The organism is Escherichia sp. KCJ4928, assembly GCF_004352695.1.
Lineage (GTDB): Bacteria > Pseudomonadota > Gammaproteobacteria > Enterobacterales > Enterobacteriaceae > ECMA0423.
On record NZ_SJWV01000056.1, the window covers coordinates 1 to 24,283 of the forward strand.

20 protein-coding genes and 2 pseudogenes are annotated in these 24,283 nt (G+C 52.4%); 11 read left to right on the forward strand and 11 right to left on the reverse strand.

Translation table 11 applies throughout. The features are described from left to right. The 4 genes and pseudogenes from E0D98_RS10765 to fes all read right to left on the reverse strand — a co-directional run. Positions 1 to 124: pseudogene (locus tag E0D98_RS10765) on the reverse strand (LPS O-antigen length regulator); the annotation flags it as partial. A gap of 215 nt (positions 125 to 339) precedes the next feature. Beyond that, a complete protein-coding gene (gene entF, locus E0D98_RS10770) occupies positions 340 to 4,221 on the reverse strand; it encodes an enterobactin non-ribosomal peptide synthetase EntF (protein ID WP_000077696.1) in 3,882 nt (1,293 codons plus the stop codon). Further along, complete coding sequence (ybdZ, locus tag E0D98_RS10775; protein ID WP_000885781.1) at positions 4,218 to 4,436, reverse strand: enterobactin biosynthesis protein YbdZ; 219 nt, start codon at positions 4,434 to 4,436, stop codon at positions 4,218 to 4,220. The genes entF and ybdZ overlap by 4 nt, the downstream gene beginning before the upstream one ends. A gap of 2 nt (positions 4,437 to 4,438) precedes the next feature. Next, positions 4,439 to 5,641: an enterochelin esterase gene (gene fes / locus E0D98_RS10780; protein WP_000125814.1), complete on the reverse strand. Its 1,203-nt coding sequence runs from the start codon at positions 5,639 to 5,641 to the stop codon at positions 4,439 to 4,441. Between the two features lie 242 nt (positions 5,642 to 5,883). On the opposite strand from fes, the gene fepA reads away from it, so the two are divergent. The 3 genes and pseudogenes from fepA to entD all read left to right on the forward strand — a co-directional run bounded on the left by fepA (position 5,884) and on the right by entD (position 8,919). After that, positions 5,884 to 8,124, forward strand: coding sequence for a siderophore enterobactin receptor FepA (gene fepA / locus E0D98_RS10785; protein ID WP_001034880.1), 2,241 nt, complete (start codon positions 5,884 to 5,886; stop codon positions 8,122 to 8,124). 39 nt (positions 8,125 to 8,163) lie between these two features. Beyond that, positions 8,164 to 8,262 (forward strand): annotated as a pseudogene (locus tag E0D98_RS28435) (hypothetical protein); the annotation flags it as partial. Positions 8,263 to 8,298: 36 nt separating this feature from the next. Next, positions 8,299 to 8,919 carry an enterobactin synthase subunit EntD gene (gene entD, locus E0D98_RS10790; RefSeq protein WP_001298903.1) on the forward strand — a complete coding sequence of 207 codons (621 nt, stop codon included), beginning with the start codon at positions 8,299 to 8,301 and terminating at the stop codon, positions 8,917 to 8,919. A gap of 121 nt (positions 8,920 to 9,040) precedes the next feature. Here entD and hokE (E0D98_RS10795) read toward each other — a convergent pair whose 3' ends face one another. Both hokE (E0D98_RS10795) and hokE (E0D98_RS10805) read right to left on the reverse strand, forming a co-directional pair. Then, entirely contained in the window at positions 9,041 to 9,193 is a 153-nt protein-coding gene (hokE, locus tag E0D98_RS10795; RefSeq protein WP_000956465.1) for a type I toxin-antitoxin system toxin HokE, read from the reverse strand. A gap of 350 nt (positions 9,194 to 9,543) precedes the next feature. Further along, complete coding sequence (hokE, locus tag E0D98_RS10805; RefSeq protein ID WP_000956455.1) at positions 9,544 to 9,696, reverse strand: type I toxin-antitoxin system toxin HokE; 153 nt, start codon at positions 9,694 to 9,696, stop codon at positions 9,544 to 9,546. Here hokE (E0D98_RS10805) and E0D98_RS28505 point away from each other — a divergent pair. The 6 genes from E0D98_RS28505 to ybdG all read left to right on the forward strand — a co-directional run bounded on the left by E0D98_RS28505 (position 9,665) and on the right by ybdG (position 14,105). Continuing rightward, on the forward strand, positions 9,665 to 9,934 hold the full coding sequence (locus tag E0D98_RS28505; RefSeq protein ID WP_009008364.1) for a hypothetical protein: 270 nt from the start codon (positions 9,665 to 9,667) through the stop codon (positions 9,932 to 9,934). The genes hokE (E0D98_RS10805) and E0D98_RS28505 overlap by 32 nt on opposite strands. A gap of 203 nt (positions 9,935 to 10,137) precedes the next feature. Beyond that, complete coding sequence (locus E0D98_RS10815; RefSeq protein ID WP_001130618.1) at positions 10,138 to 11,256, forward strand: YbdK family carboxylate-amine ligase; 1,119 nt, start codon at positions 10,138 to 10,140, stop codon at positions 11,254 to 11,256. 65 nt (positions 11,257 to 11,321) lie between these two features. Beyond that, complete coding sequence (locus E0D98_RS10820) at positions 11,322 to 11,570, forward strand: DUF1158 domain-containing protein (RefSeq protein ID WP_000682518.1); 249 nt, start codon at positions 11,322 to 11,324, stop codon at positions 11,568 to 11,570. Positions 11,571 to 11,634: 64 nt separating this feature from the next. Then, positions 11,635 to 12,003, forward strand: coding sequence for an MmcQ/YjbR family DNA-binding protein (locus tag E0D98_RS10825; protein WP_000360936.1), 369 nt, complete (start codon positions 11,635 to 11,637; stop codon positions 12,001 to 12,003). Between the two features lie 93 nt (positions 12,004 to 12,096). Further along, entirely contained in the window at positions 12,097 to 12,750 is a 654-nt protein-coding gene (nfsB, locus tag E0D98_RS10830) for an oxygen-insensitive NAD(P)H nitroreductase (protein WP_000351464.1), read from the forward strand. A 107-nt stretch (positions 12,751 to 12,857) separates the two neighbouring features. Then, positions 12,858 to 14,105 (forward strand): mechanosensitive ion channel YbdG, encoded by a 1,248-nt coding sequence (gene ybdG, locus E0D98_RS10835; RefSeq protein ID WP_001153146.1) that lies wholly within the window; start codon positions 12,858 to 12,860, stop codon positions 14,103 to 14,105. 67 nt (positions 14,106 to 14,172) lie between these two features. Here ybdG and pheP read toward each other — a convergent pair whose 3' ends face one another. From pheP to cusC, 5 genes are all read right to left on the reverse strand, one after another. Continuing rightward, a complete protein-coding gene (gene pheP, locus E0D98_RS10840) occupies positions 14,173 to 15,549 on the reverse strand; it encodes a phenylalanine transporter (RefSeq protein WP_000786320.1) in 1,377 nt (458 codons plus the stop codon). A gap of 101 nt (positions 15,550 to 15,650) precedes the next feature. After that, positions 15,651 to 18,794 carry a Cu(+)/Ag(+) efflux RND transporter permease subunit CusA gene (gene cusA / locus E0D98_RS10845; protein WP_000573945.1) on the reverse strand — a complete coding sequence of 1,048 codons (3,144 nt, stop codon included), beginning with the start codon at positions 18,792 to 18,794 and terminating at the stop codon, positions 15,651 to 15,653. An 11-nt stretch (positions 18,795 to 18,805) separates the two neighbouring features. Then, positions 18,806 to 20,029 carry a Cu(+)/Ag(+) efflux RND transporter periplasmic adaptor subunit CusB gene (gene cusB / locus E0D98_RS10850; RefSeq protein WP_050877295.1) on the reverse strand — a complete coding sequence of 408 codons (1,224 nt, stop codon included), beginning with the start codon at positions 20,027 to 20,029 and terminating at the stop codon, positions 18,806 to 18,808. Between the two features lie 15 nt (positions 20,030 to 20,044). Beyond that, positions 20,045 to 20,377: a Cu(+)/Ag(+) efflux RND transporter periplasmic metallochaperone CusF gene (gene cusF / locus E0D98_RS10855; RefSeq protein ID WP_000709875.1), complete on the reverse strand. Its 333-nt coding sequence runs from the start codon at positions 20,375 to 20,377 to the stop codon at positions 20,045 to 20,047. A 23-nt stretch (positions 20,378 to 20,400) separates the two neighbouring features. Then, the gene (gene cusC, locus E0D98_RS10860) at positions 20,401 to 21,783 is read right to left on the reverse strand and encodes a Cu(+)/Ag(+) efflux RND transporter outer membrane channel CusC (protein ID WP_047089056.1); all 1,383 of its coding nucleotides are present in this window, start codon (positions 21,781 to 21,783) and stop codon (positions 20,401 to 20,403) included. Between the two features lie 156 nt (positions 21,784 to 21,939). Between cusC and cusR the strand changes: the two genes are divergently transcribed. Both cusR and cusS read left to right on the forward strand, forming a co-directional pair. Beyond that, positions 21,940 to 22,623, forward strand: a complete 684-nt coding sequence (gene cusR, locus E0D98_RS10865) for a copper response regulator transcription factor CusR (protein ID WP_000770941.1) — start codon at positions 21,940 to 21,942, stop codon at positions 22,621 to 22,623. Beyond that, positions 22,613 to 24,061 carry a Cu(+)/Ag(+) sensor histidine kinase CusS gene (gene cusS, locus E0D98_RS10870; RefSeq protein ID WP_131890627.1) on the forward strand — a complete coding sequence of 483 codons (1,449 nt, stop codon included), beginning with the start codon at positions 22,613 to 22,615 and terminating at the stop codon, positions 24,059 to 24,061. The genes cusR and cusS overlap by 11 nt, the downstream gene beginning before the upstream one ends. The last annotated feature ends 222 nt before the right edge of the window (positions 24,062 to 24,283 follow it).

Below are 24,283 nucleotides of genomic sequence, written 5' to 3' on the forward strand. Positions count from 1 at the left end.
TTTTTTTGGCCCGCCATAAAACTTCGATTAGATTAAGTAAATCAATTTCATTATTACTGGGCGACGCCAGAGGATACTCAGAAAAATGAGCGTCACTTCCCTGTTTAATATTCAATGATGACATGGGGTATAACCTGAAAATGAGTCCAATAGGGGAAAATCTCCACGGCGCTCACTTTACCAGTTGGTGAGAATTATCCGAAGCTGAAGTTTGTAAATTCCTTCCACTGAATGCAACATTCACTCTATTTAAGAGAAATAACTAGCAAACTTATAAACTAAATAAATGATTAACCCATAATTATTTCCTATAATTATGGGTTAATAGATAATGTTAATTTACCTGTTTAGCGTTGCGCGAATAATCGGCCCAATTTTTTCAAACGCCTCTGAAGATATAATATCCACATGCGCACAATCCTGACGATAAATATCCAGCTCGGCTATCCACGGCGACCAGGCGCGTTCGGGACTCATACCTTCCTGAAGCGTGCGTTCAGCAACAAACAGCGTCGCTTTACCGTCAAACGGTACGCTATGAGCAGTCGTCAGCAGGCGCACTGCATCAGCGTAGTTGCCTTCAATGGTGGTAAACAACTCCGTTGAAGTACCTCCCTGCTGTGCCGCCAGGAAGGCCTCGCGTTCGCGGTTAATCTCCGCCAGCACTTCCGGGTCCAGACCATTAGCTTCTTTTTCCTGCCAGTTTTGCGTTTCTGGCGGCCAGGTATCCAGCAAGCCAAGAAATGCCACCTGTTCGCCACGGGCACGCAGTCGCGCCGCAATACCCTGCACCAGCGTACCGCCAAGGGAATACCCCAGCAGGTAATAAGGGCCGTGCGGTTGTTGCTCAAGTAACGTTGCCAGATGCGCTTCGCAGACTTCATCCAGGTTTGTCGCTGTCTGCATGGGTCCATGAGGGCGCGGCGACTGAATGCCAATAATCGACCATTGTGGATCGAGATAACGCGAGAGCACGCTAAACTGCCAGGCAAAACCGGATGCCGGATGGAAACAAAACAGCGTCGGGCCATTACCTTCACGCAACGGCAGAATGGTTTCGAATCCCATGCGCCGGGAGCTGTCCTCTTCACCATCAATAATCGTTGCCAGTTTGGCGACGGTTGACGCGACCATCACCTGCCCCGGCGTCACCTGACGAGCAAACTGTCGACTTAACTGCGCTGCCAGTTTCATTGCCAGTAGCGAATGACCGCCCAGCGCAAAGAAATCAGCATCGGCATCCTGCACGTCACAACCCAGCAACGACGCGAATGCCGCGGCGATAATCGTTTCACTGCCCGCTTTCGGTGCACGTCCCGACGCTTGTGTCTTCAGTTCAGGCAACGGTAAGGCTTTGCGATCCAGCTTGCCGTTGGCGCTAAGCGGCAACTGCGGAAGTTGCAGCAGAACGACCGGCACCATATGCGGCGGCAATGTTTCGCGAAGCTGTGCCTGTAATGCGCTGGTATCCAACGGCAGTCCCGATTGCGACACCAGATAGCCCACCAACTGACGCGCATCACCACCGGTGGCTGCCGCCTGGTTAATCACACAGGCGTGGGTAACTGCCTGTTCGACATCCGGCAGCGCCTGCATCACGCGATCGATTTCGCCCAGTTCGATACGCTGCCCGCGAATTTTTAGCTGATCGTCACTGCGCCCGAGGTACTCCACCGCGCCGTTATCCAGCCAGCGGGCGACGTCTCCGGTACGATACATCCGTTCACCTGGGGCAAAAGGATCGGCAATAAAACGGCTGGCGGTCAGATCGGGTCGTCCAAGATACCCCTGCGCCAGTTGGATGCCGGTGAGATAGAGATCACCCGCCACACCCGGCGGCACCGGATGCATCATCGCATCAAGAATACGCAGACCCGTATTCCATACCGGATAACCAATCGGCACACTGCTGCCGCGCACCTGTGCCAGTTCCTCGCCAAAAGCCGGATACCAGCTGACATCTACCGCCGCTTCCGTCGGGCCATACAGGTTATGCAACGGCGCGCCGGTTAACTGTTGCCATTCGCGGCATAAATCAGCCGGTAAGGCCTCACCACTACAGAAAACCTGTTTCAACGTCGCGCAATTCTGGCGAGCGGTTTGCGGCGTCAGCGATGCAACAAATGCCGCCAGCATCGACGGCACAAAGTGCGTGGTCGTTACGCCATATTCGGCAAAGAATTGCTGCATAGCGAGCGGGTCACGGTGCGCTTCCGGTTCAGCCATCACCAGTTTTGCCCCTGCGATAAACGGCCAGAAAAACTCCCACACCGAGACATCAAAACTGCACGGCGTTTTTTGGGCAACGACATCTTCGCCTGTAAGCGGGTAGTGATTTTGCATCCATAACAGGCGGTTAACGATAGCCGTCTGCCCGACCATTACCCCTTTCGGCCTGCCGGTGGAGCCAGAGGTAAAGATGATATAAGCCGTGTGGTGCGGTTGTGAAAGTTGCAGCGGCGCACTGCCCTGGGGGGTAAGCGGGGCGTTATAGCAAAGGCTTGTTAAATTGGGAACATCGCTAAAGCGCGGCAGTTGATCGTCGGTGGTAATTAACAGCGACGGACGCGCATCTTCCAGCATCATTTTCAGGCGATCGTCCGGATAGCCGGTATCCAGCGGTAGCCAGGCCGCGCCAGCTTCAACTATTGCATGGAGTGCCAGGGTCAAAAAGACCGAGCGCGGTAGTGCCACCGCCACGCTGTCCCCTGGTTTAACGCCGCGCTCACGCAGCAGATTCGCCAGCGCCACCACCTGCTCGCGCATTTCCCGATAGCTGAACAGGTAACGCGCATCTGCCAGCGCCGGAGCATCCGGTGTTTTTGCCGCTTGTTCTGCCACCAGCGCGCTCAGCGTGGTTTCTGGAATCTCAACCTGAGTGGCGTTGATCTGCGCCAGCTGCGCATACTCACCTGGCAGCATAATATCGACATCGCCGCACAACAGCGCCGGATCCGCGGCGAACTGGGCAATCAGCATTTTCAGGCGTTCAGCATGCTGGATTAACGTTGGCTCATCGTAACGCTGTTTATTGGCGAGGATCTCAATACTCAAATCACCGTGTTCATCCGGGAACAGGGCCAGTTCAAGGTCATTAACCGGACCGGTTGCCAGGGTATGGGTTTGCGCCTGAACACCAGGAATATCCAGTTGGTAATCAAATACCTTAATATTGAGTACCGGACCAAACAGCGGTTCATCACCTGCCGCTCGCCCGCTGTCACGGACAATTTGTTCGGCATCGTAACGTTGATGGCGACGCATTTTTTTCAGTTGAGCCGCCAGTCGGGTTGCCAGTTCCGGCAGCGTTTCTTGCGCCGCAATGTGAATACCCAACGGTAAAACGTTGAGCACGGGTCCGCTAGCCGTCAGCGCCGCCGAGCCCAGTCGACGCATAAAGATAAATCCGGCGGCATAGTCCATGCGATTGCACAATCGCCCCAGCCACAAGGCTGCCAGCGCAAGGGCTAAATCGGTACGCTGCACACCTGAAAGTTGCGTAGCCAGCTGGCGGAATTCCCCGTCGGTAAATTCCAGTTTCAGGCGCAGAATATCTGCCGAAGCGCTGCGCCCCGCTAAAGGTGCCGGAGAAAGTGACGCGGGCGGCGGCAGTTGACGACGCTGTTCTGCCCAGAATGCCGCATCACGCTGCCAGGCTTCGCTTTCGCGGTATTGCTGGTACTCTTCCACAACATCAGCGAAAGGCGTAAACGGCGAAGCAGGCGTTGGTTCGCCACGCAGCCATGTGCAGTAAATATTGGCGATCTGGCGAGTAATGGCCGGGAAACTGAAGCCATCGACCAGCAAATGGTGATAACGCTGATACCAGTACCAGCGGTTATCCGCAACATGTATCAGCTGATGAAAGACCAGTGGTTTACCGCTATCGACGCGCAAATCTTGTTGCAAATCCGCCAGCATTAATGCCTGCGCAGTACCGTGCGGATCAATATTGGTTCGCAGGTCGATAATTTCTGGCAGTTCGAATATCAGCGCATCATCGACCCACTGCCAGACTTCGCCGTTATCTTCCGTAAAACGCATCCGCAACGTATCTGCTTGCGCTAGTCCGACAACCACCGCGCGGGCCAGTAATGGCGCATCAACATCTCCAGTTAACTCAACGTAATGCGCCACGCTCCAGGCGGAGGGTAAATCCGACAGTTTTTCTGCCATCCAGATGCCGGGCTGTGCGGCGACCAAAGGTAAATGCTGGCTCATTGTGCCTCCTGCAACTGGGTGAAATTGGCCGGTGTCAGAGTACGCCAGTGGACTTCCAGCCACTGCTGGCAGGACGCCTGTGACTGCGGCTGACACACAATGTCCCAGCCTGCCGGTAAGGCGCATTGTTGCGGCCACAGACTGAATTGCCCCTGCGCATTGCGCAAAATGTAAAACGCTCCCTGTGGATCATCGAAGGGATTACTGAATGCCATATTCAACTCCTGTCATGGAAAAGTGGTTGCCAGAGGTCGATTAGCCCCTGCATCAAGCCACCGCGCCAACAAAGCGCATCATGTCCGCCGTCAACCTGACGCCAGAAAATGGATTCTTTTATGGGGTGTAATTGCGCATACAGCGCCTGATTGGCCCGCATAATCATCGGCTCGCGAATACCCGCTTCCAGCACAATGCGCAGACCTTCGGCGCTAACTTCACCAGCTTTAAGCTTTTCAAGTAACACGCCCTCTTGCTGCCCGCCCCGATGCGGCCACCAGTACGATCCTGACTGGCTTAATACACAGCCAAAGCGTTCAGGCCAGTGCAGTCCGGCATACAGCGCGGACAGCCCACCAAAACTCTGCCCGGCAACCACGGTGCGATCGCCGCGATCGCTAAAAGGGGCAATAGCTTTCACCAGGGGTAATAACTCTTGCTGTACTGCCAGCCAGAAATCCGCATTACACGGCAGTTCGTGGGCGCGGTGCGTGGTGTCGATAGCGTCGATCAACACATACACGGCGGGAGGAAGTTGCTGACGATGGGTCAGCGAAGTCAGCACAGGCCAGACGGGCATACTTTGCGCCCAAAATTCGCCATCGAGCAAAACTGCCAGCGGACGTTCTTCTGCTGTTACATCGCCGGTGGTAAAAATCCATACACGACGTGAATTTTTCAACCGTTCACTTTTCCAGATAATTTCTTTGGCTGCTATTTCTGGCGCTTGCGGACAATCCCATCCCGGTTGCAGAGGCGCTTGCGGCATTTCGAGTGCAGAAACAGCGTGCCCTCGCCCGCCTTTCCAGCTTTGTGGATTCAGCGGATCGGCTATTGCCTGGGGTAATAGTTTTCGCCAGCCTTCACGTAATTCGAGGCGATCGGGGGATGGTGCAGAAAAAATGTCATCGCGTTCGGTGGGAATAAAGCAGTAGCTGCCGCGCCAGTTGGCATTGAGTTGTGTCGTCCACTGCCAGACATCAGTACCTGCAATTCGCTGCATCGACTGGGGCTGGCTGTTCTGATGATGATCGGTCACACCAGTGATGTAGATCCATACGCGCTTTATCGTCGAGTATTCTTCAGAACCTTGGGGATCACGCCACCAGAAAGTGACCTCAAACATTTCGTCATTCAGACGCTGCCATTCCGGGCCATGTTTCGACTGCCACCAGCTCTCACTTCCTACTTTTAACGCCGTCACACCATAACCCCATGTTTACTGTGCAATTTTTCATTGATTGCAGAAATATATTGATAATATTATTGATAACTATTTGCATTTGCAATAGCGTAATGGCGCGCCGTGGGAAGCGCGGACATTTATTAACCAACTGCACTGCGTGTCTTTCAGGATCAAAGGTTTTCGCGGTAGCGGGATGCGTCGTGTTGAGGACGACCATGCCCGACAGTTGCAATTCGTGGCAAAAATGCAGGAATAAAACAATGAACAAGAAGATTCATTCCCTGGCCTTGTTGGTCAATCTGGGGATTTATGGGGTAGCGCAGGCACAAGAGCCGACCGATACTCCTGTTTCACATGACGATACCATTGTCGTTACCGCCGCCGAGCAGAACTTACAGGCGCCTGGCGTTTCGACCATCACCGCAGATGAAATCCGCAAAAACCCCGTTGCCCGCGATGTGTCGGAGATCATCCGTACCATGCCAGGCGTTAACCTGACCGGTAACTCCACCAGTGGTCAGCGTGGGAATAACCGACAGATTGATATTCGCGGTATGGGTCCGGAAAACACGCTGATTTTGATTGACGGCAAGCCGGTAAGCAGCCGTAACTCGGTGCGTCAGGGCTGGCGTGGCGAGCGCGATACCCGTGGTGATACCTCCTGGGTGCCACCTGAAATGATTGAACGTATTGAAGTTCTGCGTGGTCCGGCAGCTGCGCGTTATGGCAACGGCGCGGCGGGCGGCGTGGTTAACATCATTACCAAAAAAGGCAGCGGTGAGTGGCACGGCTCCTGGGACGCTTATTTCAATGCACCAGAACATAAAGAGGAAGGTGCCACTAAACGCACCAACTTCAGCCTGACCGGTCCGCTGGGCGACGAATTCAGCTTCCGCTTGTATGGCAACCTCGACAAAACCCAGGCTGACGCGTGGGATATCAACCAGGGCCATCAGTCCGCGCGTGCCGGAACGTATGCCACGACGTTACCAGCCGGGCGCGAAGGGGTGATCAATAAAGATATTAACGGCGTGGTGCGCTGGGACTTCGCACCATTGCAATCGCTGGAACTGGAAGCGGGTTACAGCCGCCAGGGTAACCTGTATGCGGGCGATACCCAGAACACCAACTCTGACGCTTACACTCGCTCGAAATATGGCGATGAAACCAACCGCCTGTATCGCCAGAACTACGCGCTGACCTGGAACGGTGGCTGGGATAACGGCGTGACCACCAGCAACTGGGTGCAGTATGAACACACCCGTAACTCGCGTATTCCGGAAGGTCTGGCGGGCGGTACCGAAGGGAAATTTAACGAAAAAGCGACACAGGATTTCGTCGATATCGATCTCGATGACGTGATGCTGCACAGCGAAGTTAACCTGCCGATTGATTTCCTCGTTAACCAGACGCTGACGCTGGGTACGGAGTGGAATCAGCAACGGATGAAGGACTTGAGTTCCAATACCCAGGCGCTGACCGGGGCGAACACCGGCGGCGCTATTGATGGTGTGAGTGCCACCGACCGTAGCCCGTATTCAAAAGCAGAAATTTTCTCGCTGTTTGCCGAAAACAACATGGAGCTGACTGACAGCACCATCGTAACGCCGGGGCTGCGTTTCGATCATCACAGTATTGTCGGCAATAACTGGAGCCCGGCGCTGAACATATCGCAAGGTTTAGGCGATGACTTCACGCTCAAAATGGGCATTGCCCGTGCTTATAAAGCACCGAGCCTGTACCAGACTAACCCGAACTACATTCTCTACAGTAAAGGTCAGGGCTGCTATGCCAGCGCGGGCGGCTGCTATCTGCAAGGTAACGATGACCTGAAAGCAGAAACCAGCATCAACAAAGAGATTGGTCTGGAGTTCAAACGCGACGGCTGGCTGGCGGGCGTCACCTGGTTCCGTAACGATTATCGCAATAAGATTGAAGCGGGCTATGTGGCTGTAGGGCAAAACGCAGTCGGCACCGATCTCTATCAGTGGGATAACGTGCCGAAAGCAGTGGTTGAAGGTCTGGAAGGATCGTTAAACGTACCAGTTAGCGAAACGGTGATGTGGACCAATAACATCACTTATATGCTGAAGAGTGAAAACAAAACCACGGGCGACCGTTTGTCGATCATCCCGGAGTACACGTTGAACTCAACGCTGAGCTGGCAGGCGCGGGAAGATTTGTCGATGCAAACGACCTTCACCTGGTACGGTAAGCAGCAGCCGAAAAAATACAACTACAAAGGTCAGCCAGCGGTTGGCCCGGAAACCAAAGAAATCAGTCCTTACAGCATTGTGGGTCTGAGCGCGACCTGGGATGTGACGAAGAATGTCAGTCTGACCGGCGGCGTGGACAACCTGTTCGACAAACGTTTGTGGCGTGCGGGTAATGCCCAGACCACGGGCGATCTGGCAGGGGCCAACTATATCGCGGGTGCCGGGGCGTATACCTATAACGAGCCGGGACGTACGTGGTACATGAGCGTAAACACTAACTTCTGATGCTAACGTCAGATTGTTGACAAAGTGCGCGTCGTTCATGCCGGATGCGGCGTGAACGCCTTATCCGGCCTACAAAAATCTTGCCAATTCAATATATTGCAGGACCATGTAGGCCTGATAAGCGTAGCGCATCAGGCAGTTTAGCGTTTGTCATCAGTCTCTAATATGGTCGACATGAAAACTACGCATACCTCCCTCCCCTTTGCCGGACATACGCTGCATTTTGTTGAGTTCGATCCGGCGAATTTTTGTGAGCAGGATTTACTCTGGCTGCCGCATTACGCGCAACTGCAACACGCTGGACGGAAGCGCAAAGCCGAACATTTAGCCGGGCGGATCGCTGCAATTTATGCGCTGCGGGAATATGGCTATAAATGTGTGCCCGCAATCGGCGAGCTACGCCAACCGGTGTGGCCTGCGGAGGTATACGGCAGTATTAGCCACTGCGGGGCTACGGCATTGGCCGTGGTTTCCCGTCAACCGATTGGCGTTGATATCGAAGAAATTTTTTCTGCGCAAACAGCGACCGAATTGACAGACAACATTATTACACCAGCAGAACACGAGCGACTCGCAGACTGCGGTTTAGCCTTTTCTCTGGCGCTGACACTGGCATTTTCCGCCAAAGAGAGCGCATTTAAGGCAAGTGAGATCCAAACTGATGCAGGTTTTCTGGACTATCAGATAATTAGCTGGAATAAACAGCAGGTCATCATTCATCGTGAGAATGAGATGTTTGCTGTGCACTGGCAGATAAAAGAAAAAATAGTCATAACTCTGTGCCAACACGATTAATTGACAACATCTGGTACGATTCGCCCGCAGCCATCACTGACCGCGGGCGAAAGTGTAAAGCAGGTGCCTTACCACTCTGACCTGACAACCGGATATGCGGGGATTGCTCCCCGCACAACGGCTACTTCTTCGGTTCGTAAGCGAGAACAGCCTTAAACTCAATATTACGTTCCTTTACGGTGAACTCACACAGCGAGTCTCCGACCAGAAGCGTAAATCCCAGTACCGTCAAACACAGCACTATGACTGCTACAAGGGCATATTTCGTCAGCATGTTTATATTGCCTCCATGCGAAGAAGGGACTACCATCCGAGTTGTTGAGGCTCGGAGTGGCAGCCCCAGGATTGATAGAAATATCTCCTGGGGCTTCATCTTTCCAGACCTCAGAGTTAACCTGAAACCGGAAAGCTTCAGGCACCCGCCGTTATCTTACCCTTCCTCAACAAAATAGCTGTTTATTTATACAGTGAATCCTGTTTCGGACTTCTGTCGGCAAAACTCATCATTGCTCTTAAAACGAAATCGCCCGCAGCCATCACTGACCGCGGGCGAAAGTGTAAAGCAGGTGCCTTACCATCCTGACCTGACAACCGGATATGCGGGGATTGCTCCCCGCACAACGGCTACTTCTTCGGTTCGTAAGCGAGAACAGCCTTAAACTCAATATTACGTTCCTTTACGGTGAACTCACACAGCGAATCCCCGACCAGAAGCGTAAATCCCAGCACCGTTAAACACAGCACTATGACTGCCGCAAGGGCATATTTCGTCAGCATGTTTATATTGCCTCCATGCGAAGAAGGGACTACCATCCAAATTGTTCAGGTTTGGGTAGGTAGCCCCAGGGTTGATAGAAATATCGTCCTGGGGCTTCATCTTTCCAGACCTCAGAGTAAACCTGAAACCGGAAAGCTTCAGGCACCCGCAGTTATCTTACCCTTGCTTAGCAAAATAGCTGTTTATTTATACAGTAAGTCCTGTTTCGGACTTCTCACTCCCCATTTGATCAACTGAAGCTGAACCCGTTTTTTTCTGCATGCCTCAATCGTCAAAATTCTTCGCCACCAGCCAGCCGTGCCATAACTTGTCACATTGCAAAAGTAGCCAAATTGCTTCAGTCACCATCACCAAAAAAAGAAACATTCCAGAACTTCCGCATCTCGCCCAGCCGCTCCGACTTCTATACTGAATAGAAAACGCCAACTTAAGAGAAACCTATGCCATTACCCGATTTTCATGTTTCTGAACCTTTTACCCTCGGTATTGAACTGGAAATGCAGGTGGTTAATCCGCCGGGCTATGACTTAAGCCAGGACTCTTCAATGCTGATTGACGCGGTTAAAAATGAGATCACGGCCGGAGAGGTAAAGCACGATATCACCGAAAGTATGCTGGAGCTGGCGACGGATGTTTGCCGTGATATCAACCAGGCTGCCGGGCAGTTTTCAGCGATGCAGAAAGTCGTATTGCAGGCAGCCGCAGACCATCATCTGGAAATTTGCGGCGGTGGCACGCACCCGTTTCAGAAATGGCAGCGTCAGGAGGTATGCGACAACGAACGCTATCAACGAACGCTGGAAAACTTTGGCTATCTCATCCAGCAGGCGACCGTTTTTGGTCAGCATGTCCATGTTGGCTGCGCCAGTGGCGATGACGCCATTTATTTGCTGCACGGCCTGTCACGGTTTGTGCCGCACTTCATCGCCCTTTCCGCCGCGTCGCCGTATATGCAGGGAACGGATACGCGTTTTGCCTCCTCACGACCGAATATTTTTTCCGCCTTTCCCGATAATGGCCCGATGCCGTGGGTCAGTAACTGGCAACAATTTGAAGCCCTGTTTCGCTGCCTGAGTTACACCACGATGATCGACAGCATTAAAGATCTGCACTGGGATATTCGCCCCAGTCCTCATTTTGGCACGGTGGAGGTTCGGGTGATGGATACCCCGTTAACCCTTAGCCACGCGGTAAATATGGCGGGATTAATTCAGGCCACCGCCCACTGGTTACTGACGGAACGCCCGTTTAAACATCAGGAGAAAGATTACCTGCTGTATAAATTCAACCGTTTCCAGGCCTGCCGCTATGGGCTGGAAGGCGTCATTACCGATCCGCACACTGGCGATCGTCGACCGCTAACGGAAGATACCTTGCGATTGCTGGAAAAAATCGCCCCTTCCGCACATAAAATGGGTGCATCGAGCGCGATTGAGGCCCTGCATCGCCAGGTCGTCAGCGGTCTGAATGAAGCGCAGCTGATGCGCGATTTCGTCGCCGATGGTGGCTCGCTGATTGGGCTGGTGAAAAAGCATTGTGAGATCTGGGCCGGTGACTAAGTAGGGAATTGCCTTACAGAAGAATATCCCTGACAATGGTGTTTTAACTTACATTTAACAATGTTATGAAACACCCTTTAGAAACCTTGACTACCGCAGCAGGCATTTTGCTGATGGCTTTCCTCTCTTGCCTGCTGCTGCCCGCCCCCGCACTGGGGCTGACGCTGGCACAAAAACTGGTGACCATGTTCCATCTGATGGATCTTAGCCAGCTTTACACTTTATTGTTTTGTCTGTGGTTTTTAGTGCTGGGCGCTATTGAGTATTTTGTTCTGCGCTTTATCTGGCGACGCTGGTTCTCGCTGGCGGATTAAACGTCGATTATCGCCGTACTTCGCGGCATACTTTGCTTATTCTCCTTCGCCTAAAGGAACGTTTATGGATAAGCAATCACTGCACGAAACGGCGAAACGCCTGGCCCTTGAGTTACACTTTGTCGAGCTTTGCTGGCCTTTTGGCCCGGAGTTCGATGTTTTTAAAATTGGCGGCAAAATTTTTATGCTGTCGTCGAAGCTGCGCGGCGTCCCCTTTATCAATCTGAAGTCCGATCCACAAAAATCCCTGTTAAATCAGCAGATATACCCGAGCATTAAGCCAGGGTATCACATGAATAAAAAGCACTGGATTTCGGTGTATCCCGGCGAGGAAATCTCCGAAGCGTTACTTCGCGATCTGATCAACGATTCGTGGAATCTGGTGGTTGATGGTCTGGCTAAACGCGATCAAAAAAGAGTGCGTCCAGGCTAAAGCGGAAATCTATAGCGCATTTTTCTCGCTTACCATTTCTCGTTGAACCTTGTAATCTGCTGGCACGCAAAATTACTTTCACATGGAGTCTTTATGGATATCATTTCTGTCGCCTTAAAGCGTCATTCCACTAAGGCATTTGATGCCAGTAAAAAACTTACCCCGGAACAGGCCGAGCAGATCAAAACTCTCCTGCAATACAGCCCATCCAGCACCAACTCCCAGCCGTGGCATTTTATTGTTGCCAGCACGGAAGAAGGTAAAGCGCGTGTTGCCAAATCCGCTGCCGGTAATTATGTGTTCAACGAACGTAAAATACTTGATGCCTCGCACGTCGTGGTGTTCTGTGCAAAAACCGCGATGGACGATGCCTGGCTGAAGCTGGTTGTTGACCAGGAAGATGCTGATGGCCGCTTTGCCACGCCGGAAGCGAAAGCCGCGAACGATAAAGGTCGCAAGTTCTTCGCTGATATGCACCGTAAAGATCTGCATGATGATGCAGAGTGGATGGCAAAACAGGTTTATCTCAACGTCGGTAACTTCCTGCTCGGCGTGGCGGCGCTGGGTCTGGACGCGGTACCCATCGAAGGTTTTGACGCCGCCATCCTCGATGCAGAATTTGGTCTGAAAGAGAAAGGCTACACCAGTCTGGTGGTTGTTCCGGTAGGTCATCACAGCGTTGAAGATTTTAACGCTACGCTGCCGAAATCACGTCTGCCGCAAAACATCACCTTAACCGAAGTGTAATTCTCTCTTGCCGGGCATCTGCCCGGCTATTTCCCCTCAGATTCTCCTGATTTGCATAACCCTGTTTCAGCCGTCATCATAGGCTGCTGTTGTATAAAGGAGACGTTATGCAGGATTTAATATCCCAGGTTGAAGATTTAGCGGGTATTGAGATCGATCACACCACCTCGATGGTGATGATTTTCGGTATTATTTTTCTGACCGCCGTCGTGGTGCATATTATTTTGCATTGGGTGGTACTGCGGACCTTCGAAAAACGTGCCATCGCCAGTTCACGGCTTTGGTTGCAAATCATTACCCAGAATAAACTCTTCCACCGTTTAGCTTTTACCCTGCAGGGGATTATCGTCAATATTCAGGCGGTATTCTGGCTGCAAAAAGGCACCGAAGCGGCAGATATTCTGACTACCTGCGCGCAGTTGTGGATCATGATGTATGCGCTGCTTTCAGTCTTCTCGTTGCTGGATGTGATTTTGAATCTGGCGCAGAAATTCCCGGCGGCATCTCAGTTACCGCTGAAAGGGATATTTCAGGGGATTAAACTGATCGGCGCGATTCTGGTCGGCATTTTGATGATCTCGCTGCTGATTGGTCAGTCGCCAGCGATTCTGATCAGCGGTCTTGGTGCAATGGCTGCCGTGCTGATGTTGGTTTTTAAAGATCCGATTCTTGGTCTGGTGGCAGGTATTCAGCTTTCCGCGAACGATATGCTGAAACTGGGCGACTGGCTGGAGATGCCGAAATACGGCGCGGATGGCGCGGTGATCGATATTGGGTTAACCACCGTCAAAGTGCGTAACTGGGACAATACCATTACCACTATTCCCACCTGGTCTCTGGTTTCTGACTCCTTTAAAAACTGGAGCGGGATGTCAGCATCTGGCGGGCGACGTATTAAGCGCAGTATCAGTATTGATGTCACCAGTATTCGTTTTCTTGATGAAGACGAAATGCAACGTCTGAATAAAGCGCATTTGTTAAAGCCTTATTTAACCAGCCGCCATCAGGAAATTAATGAGTGGAATCGCCAGCAAGGTTCTACGGAGTCGATATTAAACCTGCGCCGAATGACCAATATTGGAACCTTTCGTGCCTATCTGAACGAATATCTGCGTAACCATCCGCGGATTCGTAAAGATATGACTTTAATGGTACGCCAACTGGCTCCAGGTGATAACGGTTTACCGCTCGAGATCTATGCGTTTACCAACACCGTGGTGTGGCTGGAATATGAAAGCATTCAGGCTGATATATTCGATCACATATTTGCGATTGTCGAAGAGTTTGGTCTGCGACTTCATCAGTCGCCAACCGGCAATGATATTCGCTCTCTGGCGGGTGCATTTAAGCAGTAATTAAAAAAACCGCTCTCATCGAATGGATGAGAGCGGACATCGTTTTGTCGGATGTAGCGTGAATGCCTTATTTCCGACGCAGCGTTTTAAATGCCACAAACAGGAATACAATCCACACCGGCAGCAGGATCGCTGACAAGCGCATATCATCCATCGTGCACATCAGCAGCAAAATCATGCCGAGGAAGGCAATGCAAAGATAGTTGCCGAACGGATAGAGCAGCGCCTTAAACTGTGTTTCACGCCCCTGACGTCGCATCGCTGCACGAAAACGCAGATGCGCCAGGCAGATCATAATCCAGTTCAACAGCAGCGTTGCTACCACCAGCGCCATCAGCAGACCAAACGCTTTTTGCGGCAGCAGATAGTTGATTAATACCACCAGCGAAGTGATCGCTCCGGAAAGCATCAGCGAATTAATCGGCACACCGCGACGGCTGACGCGAGTCAAAAACTTCGGCGCATTACCCTGCACAGAAAGGCCAAACAGCATGCGGCTGTTAGAGTAAACCCCGCTGTTATACACTGACAGCGATGCTACCAGAATGACGAAGTTCAGCGCAGAAGCTACCACGTTGCTGTCGAGATTATGGAAAATCATCACAAACGGGCTACTGTTGGATTTCACTTCCACCCACGGATAGAGCGCCAGTAAAACCACCAGTGAGCCGATGTAAAACAGCAGGATGCGATACACCACCTGATTTACCGCTTTTGGAATGCTTTTTTCCGGATCGCGCGCTTCAGCGGCAGTAATCCCAATCAGCTCCAGACCGCCGAAGGAGAACATAATTACCGCCAGCGACAAAATCAGCCCATTCCAGCCGGTGGCGAAGAAACCACCGTAGCGCCAGAGGTTGTCGATACTGGCTTTCTCGCCGCCGTGACCAGAAAACAGCAGCCACAGGCCAAAGCCGATCATACCGATGATCGCCAGCACTTTAATCAGCGCAAACCAGAACTCGGTTTCGCCATATAAGCGCACGTTCACCAGGTTAACGGCGTTGATGATAATAAAGAAGGCGGCAGCCCAAATCCACGTTGGAACATCCGGGAACCAGTACTGCATATAGATGCCCGCAGCGGTCAGCTCTGCCATTCCCACCAGCACGAACATTACCCAGTAGTTCCAGCCAGAGAGGAAGCCCGCAAACGGTCCCCAGTATTTATAGGCAAAGTGGGCAAATGAACCGGATACCGGCTCCTCAACCACCATTTCGCCAAGCTGGCGCATAATCAGGAAAGCGATGATCCCGGCGACGCCGTAGCCCAGCAATACAGCCGGACCCGCCATCTGAATCGCCGGGCCAATGCCAAGAAACAGACCAGTACCAATTGCGCCACCCAACGCAATCAGTTGAATATGACGGTTATGTAATCCGCGATGAAGCGTCGGCTCTTGATTCGACGCAGTATCTTCCGATACGGTTGACGCGTTTTTCACGCCTTTCCCCTGTGTGTCTTTTTTGTTGAGGGGCACCTTTTAACATTTAGTGCCCATCGTCGCAAGACACAATCCACACGGTTAAACGGGGTATCCTGCTTTTATTTCCGTACCCGATGTCGGTGCAGCCACATCAGCTTATACGCCGCCGGGATAATAAACAGCGACAGCAAAGGTGCGGTGATCATGCCGCCAATCATCGGCGCGGCAATCCGGCTCATCACCTCTGAACCAGCCCCCGTTCCCCACAGAATCGGCAGCAGACCGGCGATAATCACCGCCACCGTCATCGCTTTCGGGCGCACGCGCAGGACCGCGCCGTGATATAACGCCTCATCCAGCTTCTGCTCGCTGAATGTTTGTGGATTATTCAACGACGGCACGGCCTCTATGGCGTGACGTAAATACATCAGCATCACCACGCCAAATTCGGCGGCGACCCCGGCGAGGGCGATAAAGCCAGTGCCCGTCGCCACGGAAAGATGAAAGCCCATCCACCACAGCAACCAGATGCCGCCCACCAGCGCAAACGGTACGCTGCTGATAATCAGCAACGCTTCGCCCACCCGACGGAACGCCAGATACAACAGCACGAAGATAATCATCAACGTCATCGGCACCATGAGTTTAAGCTTATGGTTGGCGCGCTCCAGTAGCTCGAACTGCCCGGAGAATGCCACGCTGGTGCCCGGTTTTAACTGCACTTTTTCAGCTATCGCTTTTTGCAAATCGTGAACCACCGACACCATGTCACGATCGCGGGCATCGATATAAATCCAGCTCGTCGGGCGCGCATTCTCGGTTTTCAGCATCGACGGTCCGGTAGAGACTTTAATGTCGGCCACGTCTGCCAGGGTGATTTGCTGCTTCATCGGCGTCAGGATCGGCAGCTGGCGCAGTGCCTGCGGACTATCGCGCCAGCTTTGCGGATAACGCAGATTAATTGGATAACGGGCAATCCCTTCCACCGTTTCGCCAACCATCGCCCCGCCCACCGCAGAAGTCACAAACAACTGCACATCCGCCACCGTCATACCGTAACGTGCGGCTTTTTCACGGTTAATCTCAACGTTGATATAGCGCCCACCTTCCAGCCGCTCGGCAAGCGCAGAAGCTACGCCTGGCACCGTTCGCGCTACTTCTTCAATTTGCTCAGCCATCGCGTCGATATCCGCCAGCACAGTGCCGGAAACTTTAATGCCGATGGGGCTTTTAATGCCGGTTGAGAGCATATCGATACGGTTACGAATTGGCGGCACCCACAGATTCGCCAGCCCCGGCAGCCGCACGGTGTTATCCAGTTCCTCAATGATTTTGTCCATCGTCATGCCTGGCCGCCACTGCTCCTGCGGCTTAAGCTGGATGGTCGTTTCTACCATCTCCAGCGGAGCAGAATCGGTGGCGGTTTCCGCTTTCCCGGTTTTGCCAAATACCCGCGCCACTTCAGGTACGCTCATAATTAGCTTGTCGGTTTTTTGCAGCATACTCGCCGCCTCTGCTGCGGAAATCCCCGGCAGCGTCGATGGCATATACAACAAGTCGCCTTCATTGATCTGCGGTAAAAATTCCCCGCCAACTTTATTGAGCGGCCAGAGAACCGTCAGCACCGAAAGCGCCGCCACCAGCAGCGTGGTTTTCGGCCAGTGCAGTACTTTCAGCAACAGCGGATGATAAACACGAATCAAAAAGCGATTGAGCGGGTTACTGCTTTCCGGCGGAATTTTGCCACGGATCCAGTAGCCCATCAGGATCGGGATCACTACGATCGCCAGCAGCGCCGCACCCGCCATCGCATACGTTTTGGTGAACGCCAACGGGCCAAACAGACGCCCTTCCTGCCCTTCCAGGGTGAAGATCGGGATAAACGACAACGTGATAATCAGCAGACTGATAAATAGCGCCGGCCCCACTTCAACAGACGCATCGGTGATCACCTGCCAGCGCGTTTTATTATCCAGCGTGGCGTCAGGATGCTGGTGCTGCCACTCTTCCAGCCGTTTATGCGCATTCTCGATCATGACGATAGCAGCATCGACCATCGCCCCGACGGCAATCGCAATGCCACCCAACGACATAATATTGGCATTCAGTCCCTGGAAGTGCATGACAATAAAAGCAATACACAACCCCAGCGGCAACGAAATAATCGCCACCAGCGCCGAGCGCACATGCCAGAGAAACAGCGCACAGACTACCGCCACCACAATAAACTCTTCCAGCAACTTGCCGCTGAGGTTGTCGATGGCGCGGTCAATGAGCTGGCTGCGATCGTATGTTGTAACTATCTCCACGCCTTCCGGCAGACTACTTTTCAGCGTTTCCAGTTTGTCCTTCACGGCGGCGATCACTTCTCGGGCGTTTTTGCCGGATCGCAGGATCACCACCCCGCCCGCCACTTCGCCTTCGCCGTTTAGTTCGGCAATGCCCCGGCGCATCTCCGGGCCAATCTGGACCTTCGCAACATCGCGCAGATAAACGGGCACGCCATTTTCACTGGCTTTTAAAACGATGTGATTAAAGTCGTCGAGCGTTTGCAGATAGCCGCTGGCGCGCACCATATATTCCGCTTCCGCCAGTTCGATCGACGAACCGCCCGCTTCCTGGTTTGAAGCATCCAGCGCGCTTTTTACTTCGGCGAGACTGATGCCATACTGCGCCAGGCGCTGGGGATCGATAACCACCTGATACTCTTTCACCACACCGCCCACCGACGCCACTTCCGCAACGTCAGGGATGGTTTTCAGCTCATATTTGAGAAACCAGTCCTGTAATGAGCGTAAATCGGCCAGATCGTGCTTACCGCTGCGATCCACCAGTGCATATTCATAGATCCAGCCAACACCCGTGGCATCTGGCCCCAGCTCGGCGCTGACTCCCGCAGGCAGCTTACCCTGTACCTGGTTGAGGTACTCCAGCACCCGCGAACGCGCCCAGTACGGATCGGTGCCATCTTCGAAAATGACATACACATAAGAGTCGCCAAACTGTGAGAAACCGCGCACAGTCTTCGCGCCAGGCACCGACAACATGGTGGTGGTTAGCGGATAAGTCACCTGATTTTCAACGATTTGTGGTGCCTGACCGGGATAGCTGGTTTTAATAATAACCTGCACATCGGAGAGATCCGGCAGCGCATCCACTGGCGTATTAATGATGGTCCAGGTGCCCCAGATGCTCAGAAACAACGCGCCCATCAGCACCAAAAAACGGTTCGCCACCGAGCGACGAATAATCCATTCAATCATTGGTTATTCCCTCAATGCGCATGGGTAGCACTTTCAGAGCGCATCCGCTCCAGTGCGCCAGAAATATTGGCTTCGGAATCAATCAGGAACAGGCCGCTGGAAACCACCTTTTCACCTTCCGCCAGACCAGAGTGTAACGCGGTGACGCCTTGCGATGCCTGGAAAACGGCAACGCGTTTCGGTACAAAGCGTCCGTCGGCATCAACGGTAATCACCCGCTGTTCGTTGCCGGTATCAATCAGCGCCTGTGACGGAATGAGCAGCATCGGTTCGCTGGCGGTATTGAGTTGCAACCAGGCGTTCATTCCCGGTTTTAGCGCCTCGTCGGCGTTGTCGACTTCCAGACGCAGCTGCAGCGTGCGGGTCGCGGCATCCACGCCGGGTAGCAGCGTCCATTTGCGGATGGTGAGTGTTTTATCCGGTCGTGCCGGAACGGTGAGCGTAAACTGCGAGGCATCTTTCACCAGCCAGGCGATAGACTCCGGGATCGCAGCAGTGACCCACACCGGGTCCATACCCTGAATTTTCGCTACCACGTTATCTTTGGCGATATTCATTCCCGCGCGCAGATCAAACGCGGTGATCACACCATCAATGGGTGCTTTGAGCGTAAAGCGAGTCTGGATTTTTTGCGTGGCGATCAGGCGGCGAATATCCGCCTCCGGCATTCCCGCCAGTCGCAGCCGCTCAAGAATGCCTTCAGTCTGGGTCGCCGTACCGCCCGTTTCGCGCAGCAGTAAATACTCACTCTGCGCTTCCACCCAGTCGGGAATGGTCAGGTCGAGAAGCGGTGTGCCCTTTTGTACTTTATCGCCCACGGTAAGCGGATACACCTTGTCGATAAACCCGGCAGCGCGAGCCTGCACAATGGCATACTGATACTCGTTGTAACTGACATTCGCCGGGAAACTCTGGGCAAAAGTCAGCGGTCCGCGCGTGACGGTAGCCGTTTTCACCCCCAGATTCTGCGTCTGAGTCGGGTCAATGCGCACACCAGACGCAGAACTCTCTTCATCGGCATATTTCGGCACCAGATCCATATCCATAAACGGCGATTTACCTGGTTTATCGAACCGCGTATTGTGATACATCGGGTCGTACCAGAATAAGATTTTACGTTCTGCGGTCGACGTTTTTTCTGCGGGCGGTTCAGCCCGGTCAAACCAGGTAAAACCTGCCGCAGAAATAATACCGCCCGCGATCATGCTGCCGATAATAAGCGCGATTTTTTTCATCTCATTAAACCTGGGTTACTGGCTGACTTTAATATCCTGTAATAAAGAAAGGTTGCCCTGCTGGACAAAATTAAACGCCACTTTGTCGCCAGTTTTAATTTCACTCATTTTCGTCTGCGAAGTGATGGTAAAGCGCATAGTCATCTCCGGCCAGTTCACGGCAGCAATCGGATCGTGATGGATGGTGATTTTTTTGCTTTCCAGATCAACACCTTTTACCACGCCGGTGGCACTAATGACCTGTGGTTGTGCTTCGCTCATGGTTTCATGATGATGTTCGTTAGCCTGGGCATTAAAGCCAATAACGGTAAACAGACTGAACATTGCGACTTGCAGTGCTTTTTTCATTTATTCTCTCCTGGAGTTAAAAATTATTGCTGCCAACCGCCACCAAGTGCGGTATATAAAGAAATTTCGTTGACCTGACGGGCATAATTCAGGTCAAGTAAGGTTTGTCGGGTTGCAAATAAAGAACGCTCGGCATCCAGCACTTCCAGATAACTTACCGCGCCGTGCTGATATAATGCCCGCGCCCGTTGCAAAGTAATTTGCAGCGACGCCAGATAACGCTGCTGGGCGCTGATTTGATCGTTCAGGCTTTGACGTAATGCCAGCGCATCTGCCACTTCTTTAAAGGCGTTCTGGATTTTCTGTTCATAATTCACTATCGACTGCTGCTGGCGAATTTCGGCGATATCCAGATTGGCCTGGTTGCGTCCGGCATTAAAAATGGGGATCTCAATTTTAGGAATAAAATTCCACATCCCGCTGCTGGCGTTAAATAATGACGACAGATCGCTGCTGGCGGTTGATATTCCGCTGGTCAGGCTTATAGATGGGAAAAATGCCGCGCGTGCGGCCCCAATATTGGCATTAGCCGCCATTAACGCGTGTTCAGCTTCCATAATATCCGGGCGCTGCAATAAGATTTGCGACGACAAGCCCGCCGGTAATTTAACGCTTTGCAGGCTGTCGCTGTTTACTGTCTGCGCTTGCGGCAGCTTGCCGTAGCTTCCCAGCAACAGTTGCAATGCATTATTCGCCTGCGCCAGTTCCCCCTGACGTTTAGCGATGTCGCTGCGGGTACTTTCTATCACCCCGCGAGCCTGTTCCAGCGCCAGAACATTACTGCTACCTGTCAACAGTTGTTTTTCGACAAACGCATATGACTGCTGATAATTACGCAGCGTTTCTTCAGCTATTTGCAATTGCGCATACGCCAGTTGCTGATTGAAATAGCTTTGCGCGACATTAGAAACCAGCAGAATATGCACCGCGCGCTGAGCTTCCTCAGTGGCTAAATAATTTTGGCGCTCGGCTTCGCTCATGTTCTTTAAGCGACCGAAAAAATCGAGGTCAAAGCTGGCGTTAAGGCCGGTCGAAAACTCCCGTGTCGTGGCGGTATTCCCTTTAAGATTACCGCTCCAGCTGCCGCTGCCCTCGCCATTGAGCTGTGGGTAGCGGTCGGCATCGGTCAGACGATATTGCGCCCGTGCCTCCTGCACTTTCAGCGTCGCCATGCGCAAATCCCGGTTATTCACCAGCGCCTCGCTAATCAGCGTCTTCACCTGATTATCAACAAAAAAGGTGCGCCAGCCCGCGTTCTGATAGTTATCTGCTGCGTTAACGAGGCCGTTCTGGCTGAGTGAGAACTGCTGCGGTACGGGCATTGCCGGGCGCTGATAATCCGGTGCCAGTGAACAACCGGTTAGCGCAAGGACCACACAAAATGGCAGAAGTTTACAAGGAGACATAGGCTCATAATTTCTGATGATTTTATGCCGCCAACTTTACTCGCCAGGCTCTGATTTTCCGGTGACAGGAAAATGACAAAATTGTCATTTTGCCAATAAGCGATTGCCATCTGATCCCGCTACTCTAGAATTGCCCGGGCAACATGCGGAGGAAATATGAAACTGTTGATTGTCGAAGATGAAAAGAAAACCGGAGAATACTTGACCAAAGGGTTAACCGAAGCCGGTTTTGTGGTCGATTTGGCCGACAACGGGCTGAATGGCTACCATCTGGCGATGACCGGTGATTATGATCTGATAATCCTCGATATTATGCTGCCGGACGTGAACGGCTGGGATATCGTGCGCATGTTACGCTCCGCCAATAAAGGGATGCCGATTCTGTTGCTTACCGCGCTTGGCACCATTGAACATCGCGTCAAGGGGCTGGAGTTGGGGGCAGATGACTACCTGATGAAACCATTCGCTTTTGCTGAACTGCTGGCGCGGGTGCGCACTCTCCTGCGGCGCGGGGCGGCGGTAATTATCGAAAGTCAGTTTCAGGTTGCCGACCTGATGGTCGATCTCGTCAGCCGCAAAGTCACCCGCAGCGGCACGCGCATCACTTTGACCAGTAAAGAGTTTACTCTGCTGGAGTTTTTTCTCCGCCATCAGGGCGAAGTGCTGCCCCGCTCGCTTATCGCCTCGCAGGTGTGGGACATGAATTTCGACAGCGACACTAACGCCATTGATGTGGCGGTGAAGCGGCTACGCGGCAAAATCGACAACGACTTTGAGCCGAAGCTGATTCAGACCGTGCGCGGCGTGGGCTATATGCTTGAGGTGCCGGATGGTCAGTAAGCCATTTCAGCGCCCGTTTTCGCTGGCAACCCGTCTGACCTTTTTTATCAGCCTGGCCACCATCGCGGCGTTTTTCGCCTTTGCATGGTTCATGATCCACTCAGTGAAAGTGCATTTTGCCGAGCAGGATATTAATGATTTAAAAGAAATTAGCGCCACCCTTGAACGGGTACTTAATCATCCTGACGAGACGCAAGCCCGACGCTTAATGACGCTGGAAGATATCGTCAGTGGTTATTCCAACGTGTTGATTTCCCTGGCAGATAGCCACGGCAAAACGGTGTATCACTCCCCCGGTGCGCCGGATATCCGCGAGTTTACGCGTGACGCCATACCCGATAAAGACGCGCGGGGCGGTGAGGTGTATCTCCTTTCCGGCCCGACGATGATGATGCCAGGCCACGGTCACGGGCATATGGAACACAGCAACTGGCGGATGATTAACTTGCCGGTTGGCCCGTTGGTGGACGGCAAACCGATTTATACGCTCTACATCGCGCTTTCGATCGATTTTCATCTTCATTACATAAATGATTTGATGAATAAACTTATTATGACCGCATCTGTCATCAGCATCCTGATCGTCTTTATCGTGCTATTGGCGGTACATAAAGGTCACGCGCCGATCCGCAGCGTCAGCCGTCAAATCCAGAATATCACCTCGAAAGATCTCGACGTTCGCCTTGACCCGCAGACCGTGCCCATTGAGCTGGAACAGCTGGTACTGTCGTTCAACCATATGATCGAGCGTATTGAGGATGTCTTTACCCGCCAGTCCAATTTCTCAGCGGATATCGCTCACGAAATTCGCACGCCGATTACCAATCTCATCACGCAAACGGAAATCGCCCTCAGCCAGTCTCGCAGCCAGAAGGAGCTGGAAGATGTGCTCTACTCTAATCTCGAAGAGCTGACGCGAATGGCGAAAATGGTCAGCGATATGCTGTTTCTCGCTCAGGCCGATAACAACCAGCTAATCCCCGAAAAGAAAATGCTCAACCTGGCGGATGAAATCGGCAAAGTGTTCGATTTTTTCGAGGCGTTAGCGGAAGATCGCGGCGTGGAGTTGCGGTTTGTTGGCGACAAATGTCAGGTTGCGGGCGATCCGCTGATGCTGCGTCGGGCGTTAAGCAACCTGCTTTCTAATGCCCTGCGTTATACGCCACCCAGTGAGGCTATTGTAGTGCGCTGCCAGACGGTCAATCATCAGGTGCAAGTTTCCGTCGAAAACCCCGGTACGCCCATTGCGCCCGAGCACTTACCGCGATTGTTTGACCGTTTCTATCGCGTTGACCCTTCCCGCCAGCGAAAAGGTGAAGGTAGCGGTATTGGGCTGGCGATAGTGAAATCGATTGTTGTCGCGCATAAAGGCACGGTTGCGGTAACGTCAGATGCGCGGGGGACAAGGTTTGTGATTATGCTGCCGGAGAGAGAGTGATTATTAAGTTCAAATTCAGGGCGTGGTGCATCACCTCCTGGTATTGTTGATCAACAAATTAGAGAAAAACTTATTAAACATATGAAATATCGAAGGCTTTTATTTTTCAAAGTTTCACGAGATGTTTGTATATGAAACTTAGTTAAATCTGTGTTTCTTCCAATTGTAGATCACAATGCCCTTTCTAAATTTTCATCGTTATAAACAAGCCATCTATCATAT

Coding starts and splice junctions, on each gene's coding strand:
- entF (WP_000077696.1), bottom strand. CDS start 4,221: ATGAGCCAGCATTTACCTTTGGTCGCCGCACAGCCCGGCATCTGGATG.
- ybdZ (WP_000885781.1), bottom strand. CDS start 4,436: ATGGCATTCAGTAATCCCTTCGATGATCCACAGGGAGCGTTTTACATT.
- fepA (WP_001034880.1), top strand. CDS start 5,884: ATGAACAAGAAGATTCATTCCCTGGCCTTGTTGGTCAATCTGGGGATT.
- entD (WP_001298903.1), top strand. CDS start 8,299: ATGAAAACTACGCATACCTCCCTCCCCTTTGCCGGACATACGCTGCAT.
- hokE (WP_000956465.1), bottom strand. CDS start 9,193: ATGCTGACGAAATATGCCCTTGTAGCAGTCATAGTGCTGTGTTTGACG.
- E0D98_RS28505 (WP_009008364.1), top strand. CDS start 9,665: ATGACTGCCGCAAGGGCATATTTCGTCAGCATGTTTATATTGCCTCCA.
- hokE (WP_000956455.1), bottom strand. CDS start 9,696: ATGCTGACGAAATATGCCCTTGCGGCAGTCATAGTGCTGTGTTTAACG.
- E0D98_RS10815 (WP_001130618.1), top strand. CDS start 10,138: ATGCCATTACCCGATTTTCATGTTTCTGAACCTTTTACCCTCGGTATT.
- E0D98_RS10820 (WP_000682518.1), top strand. CDS start 11,322: ATGAAACACCCTTTAGAAACCTTGACTACCGCAGCAGGCATTTTGCTG.
- E0D98_RS10825 (WP_000360936.1), top strand. CDS start 11,635: ATGGATAAGCAATCACTGCACGAAACGGCGAAACGCCTGGCCCTTGAG.
- nfsB (WP_000351464.1), top strand. CDS start 12,097: ATGGATATCATTTCTGTCGCCTTAAAGCGTCATTCCACTAAGGCATTT.
- ybdG (WP_001153146.1), top strand. CDS start 12,858: ATGCAGGATTTAATATCCCAGGTTGAAGATTTAGCGGGTATTGAGATC.
- cusA (WP_000573945.1), bottom strand. CDS start 18,794: ATGATTGAATGGATTATTCGTCGCTCGGTGGCGAACCGTTTTTTGGTG.
- cusB (WP_050877295.1), bottom strand. CDS start 20,029: ATGAAAAAAATCGCGCTTATTATCGGCAGCATGATCGCGGGCGGTATT.
- cusF (WP_000709875.1), bottom strand. CDS start 20,377: ATGAAAAAAGCACTGCAAGTCGCAATGTTCAGTCTGTTTACCGTTATT.
- cusC (WP_047089056.1), bottom strand. CDS start 21,783: ATGTCTCCTTGTAAACTTCTGCCATTTTGTGTGGTCCTTGCGCTAACC.
- cusR (WP_000770941.1), top strand. CDS start 21,940: ATGAAACTGTTGATTGTCGAAGATGAAAAGAAAACCGGAGAATACTTG.
- cusS (WP_131890627.1), top strand. CDS start 22,613: ATGGTCAGTAAGCCATTTCAGCGCCCGTTTTCGCTGGCAACCCGTCTG.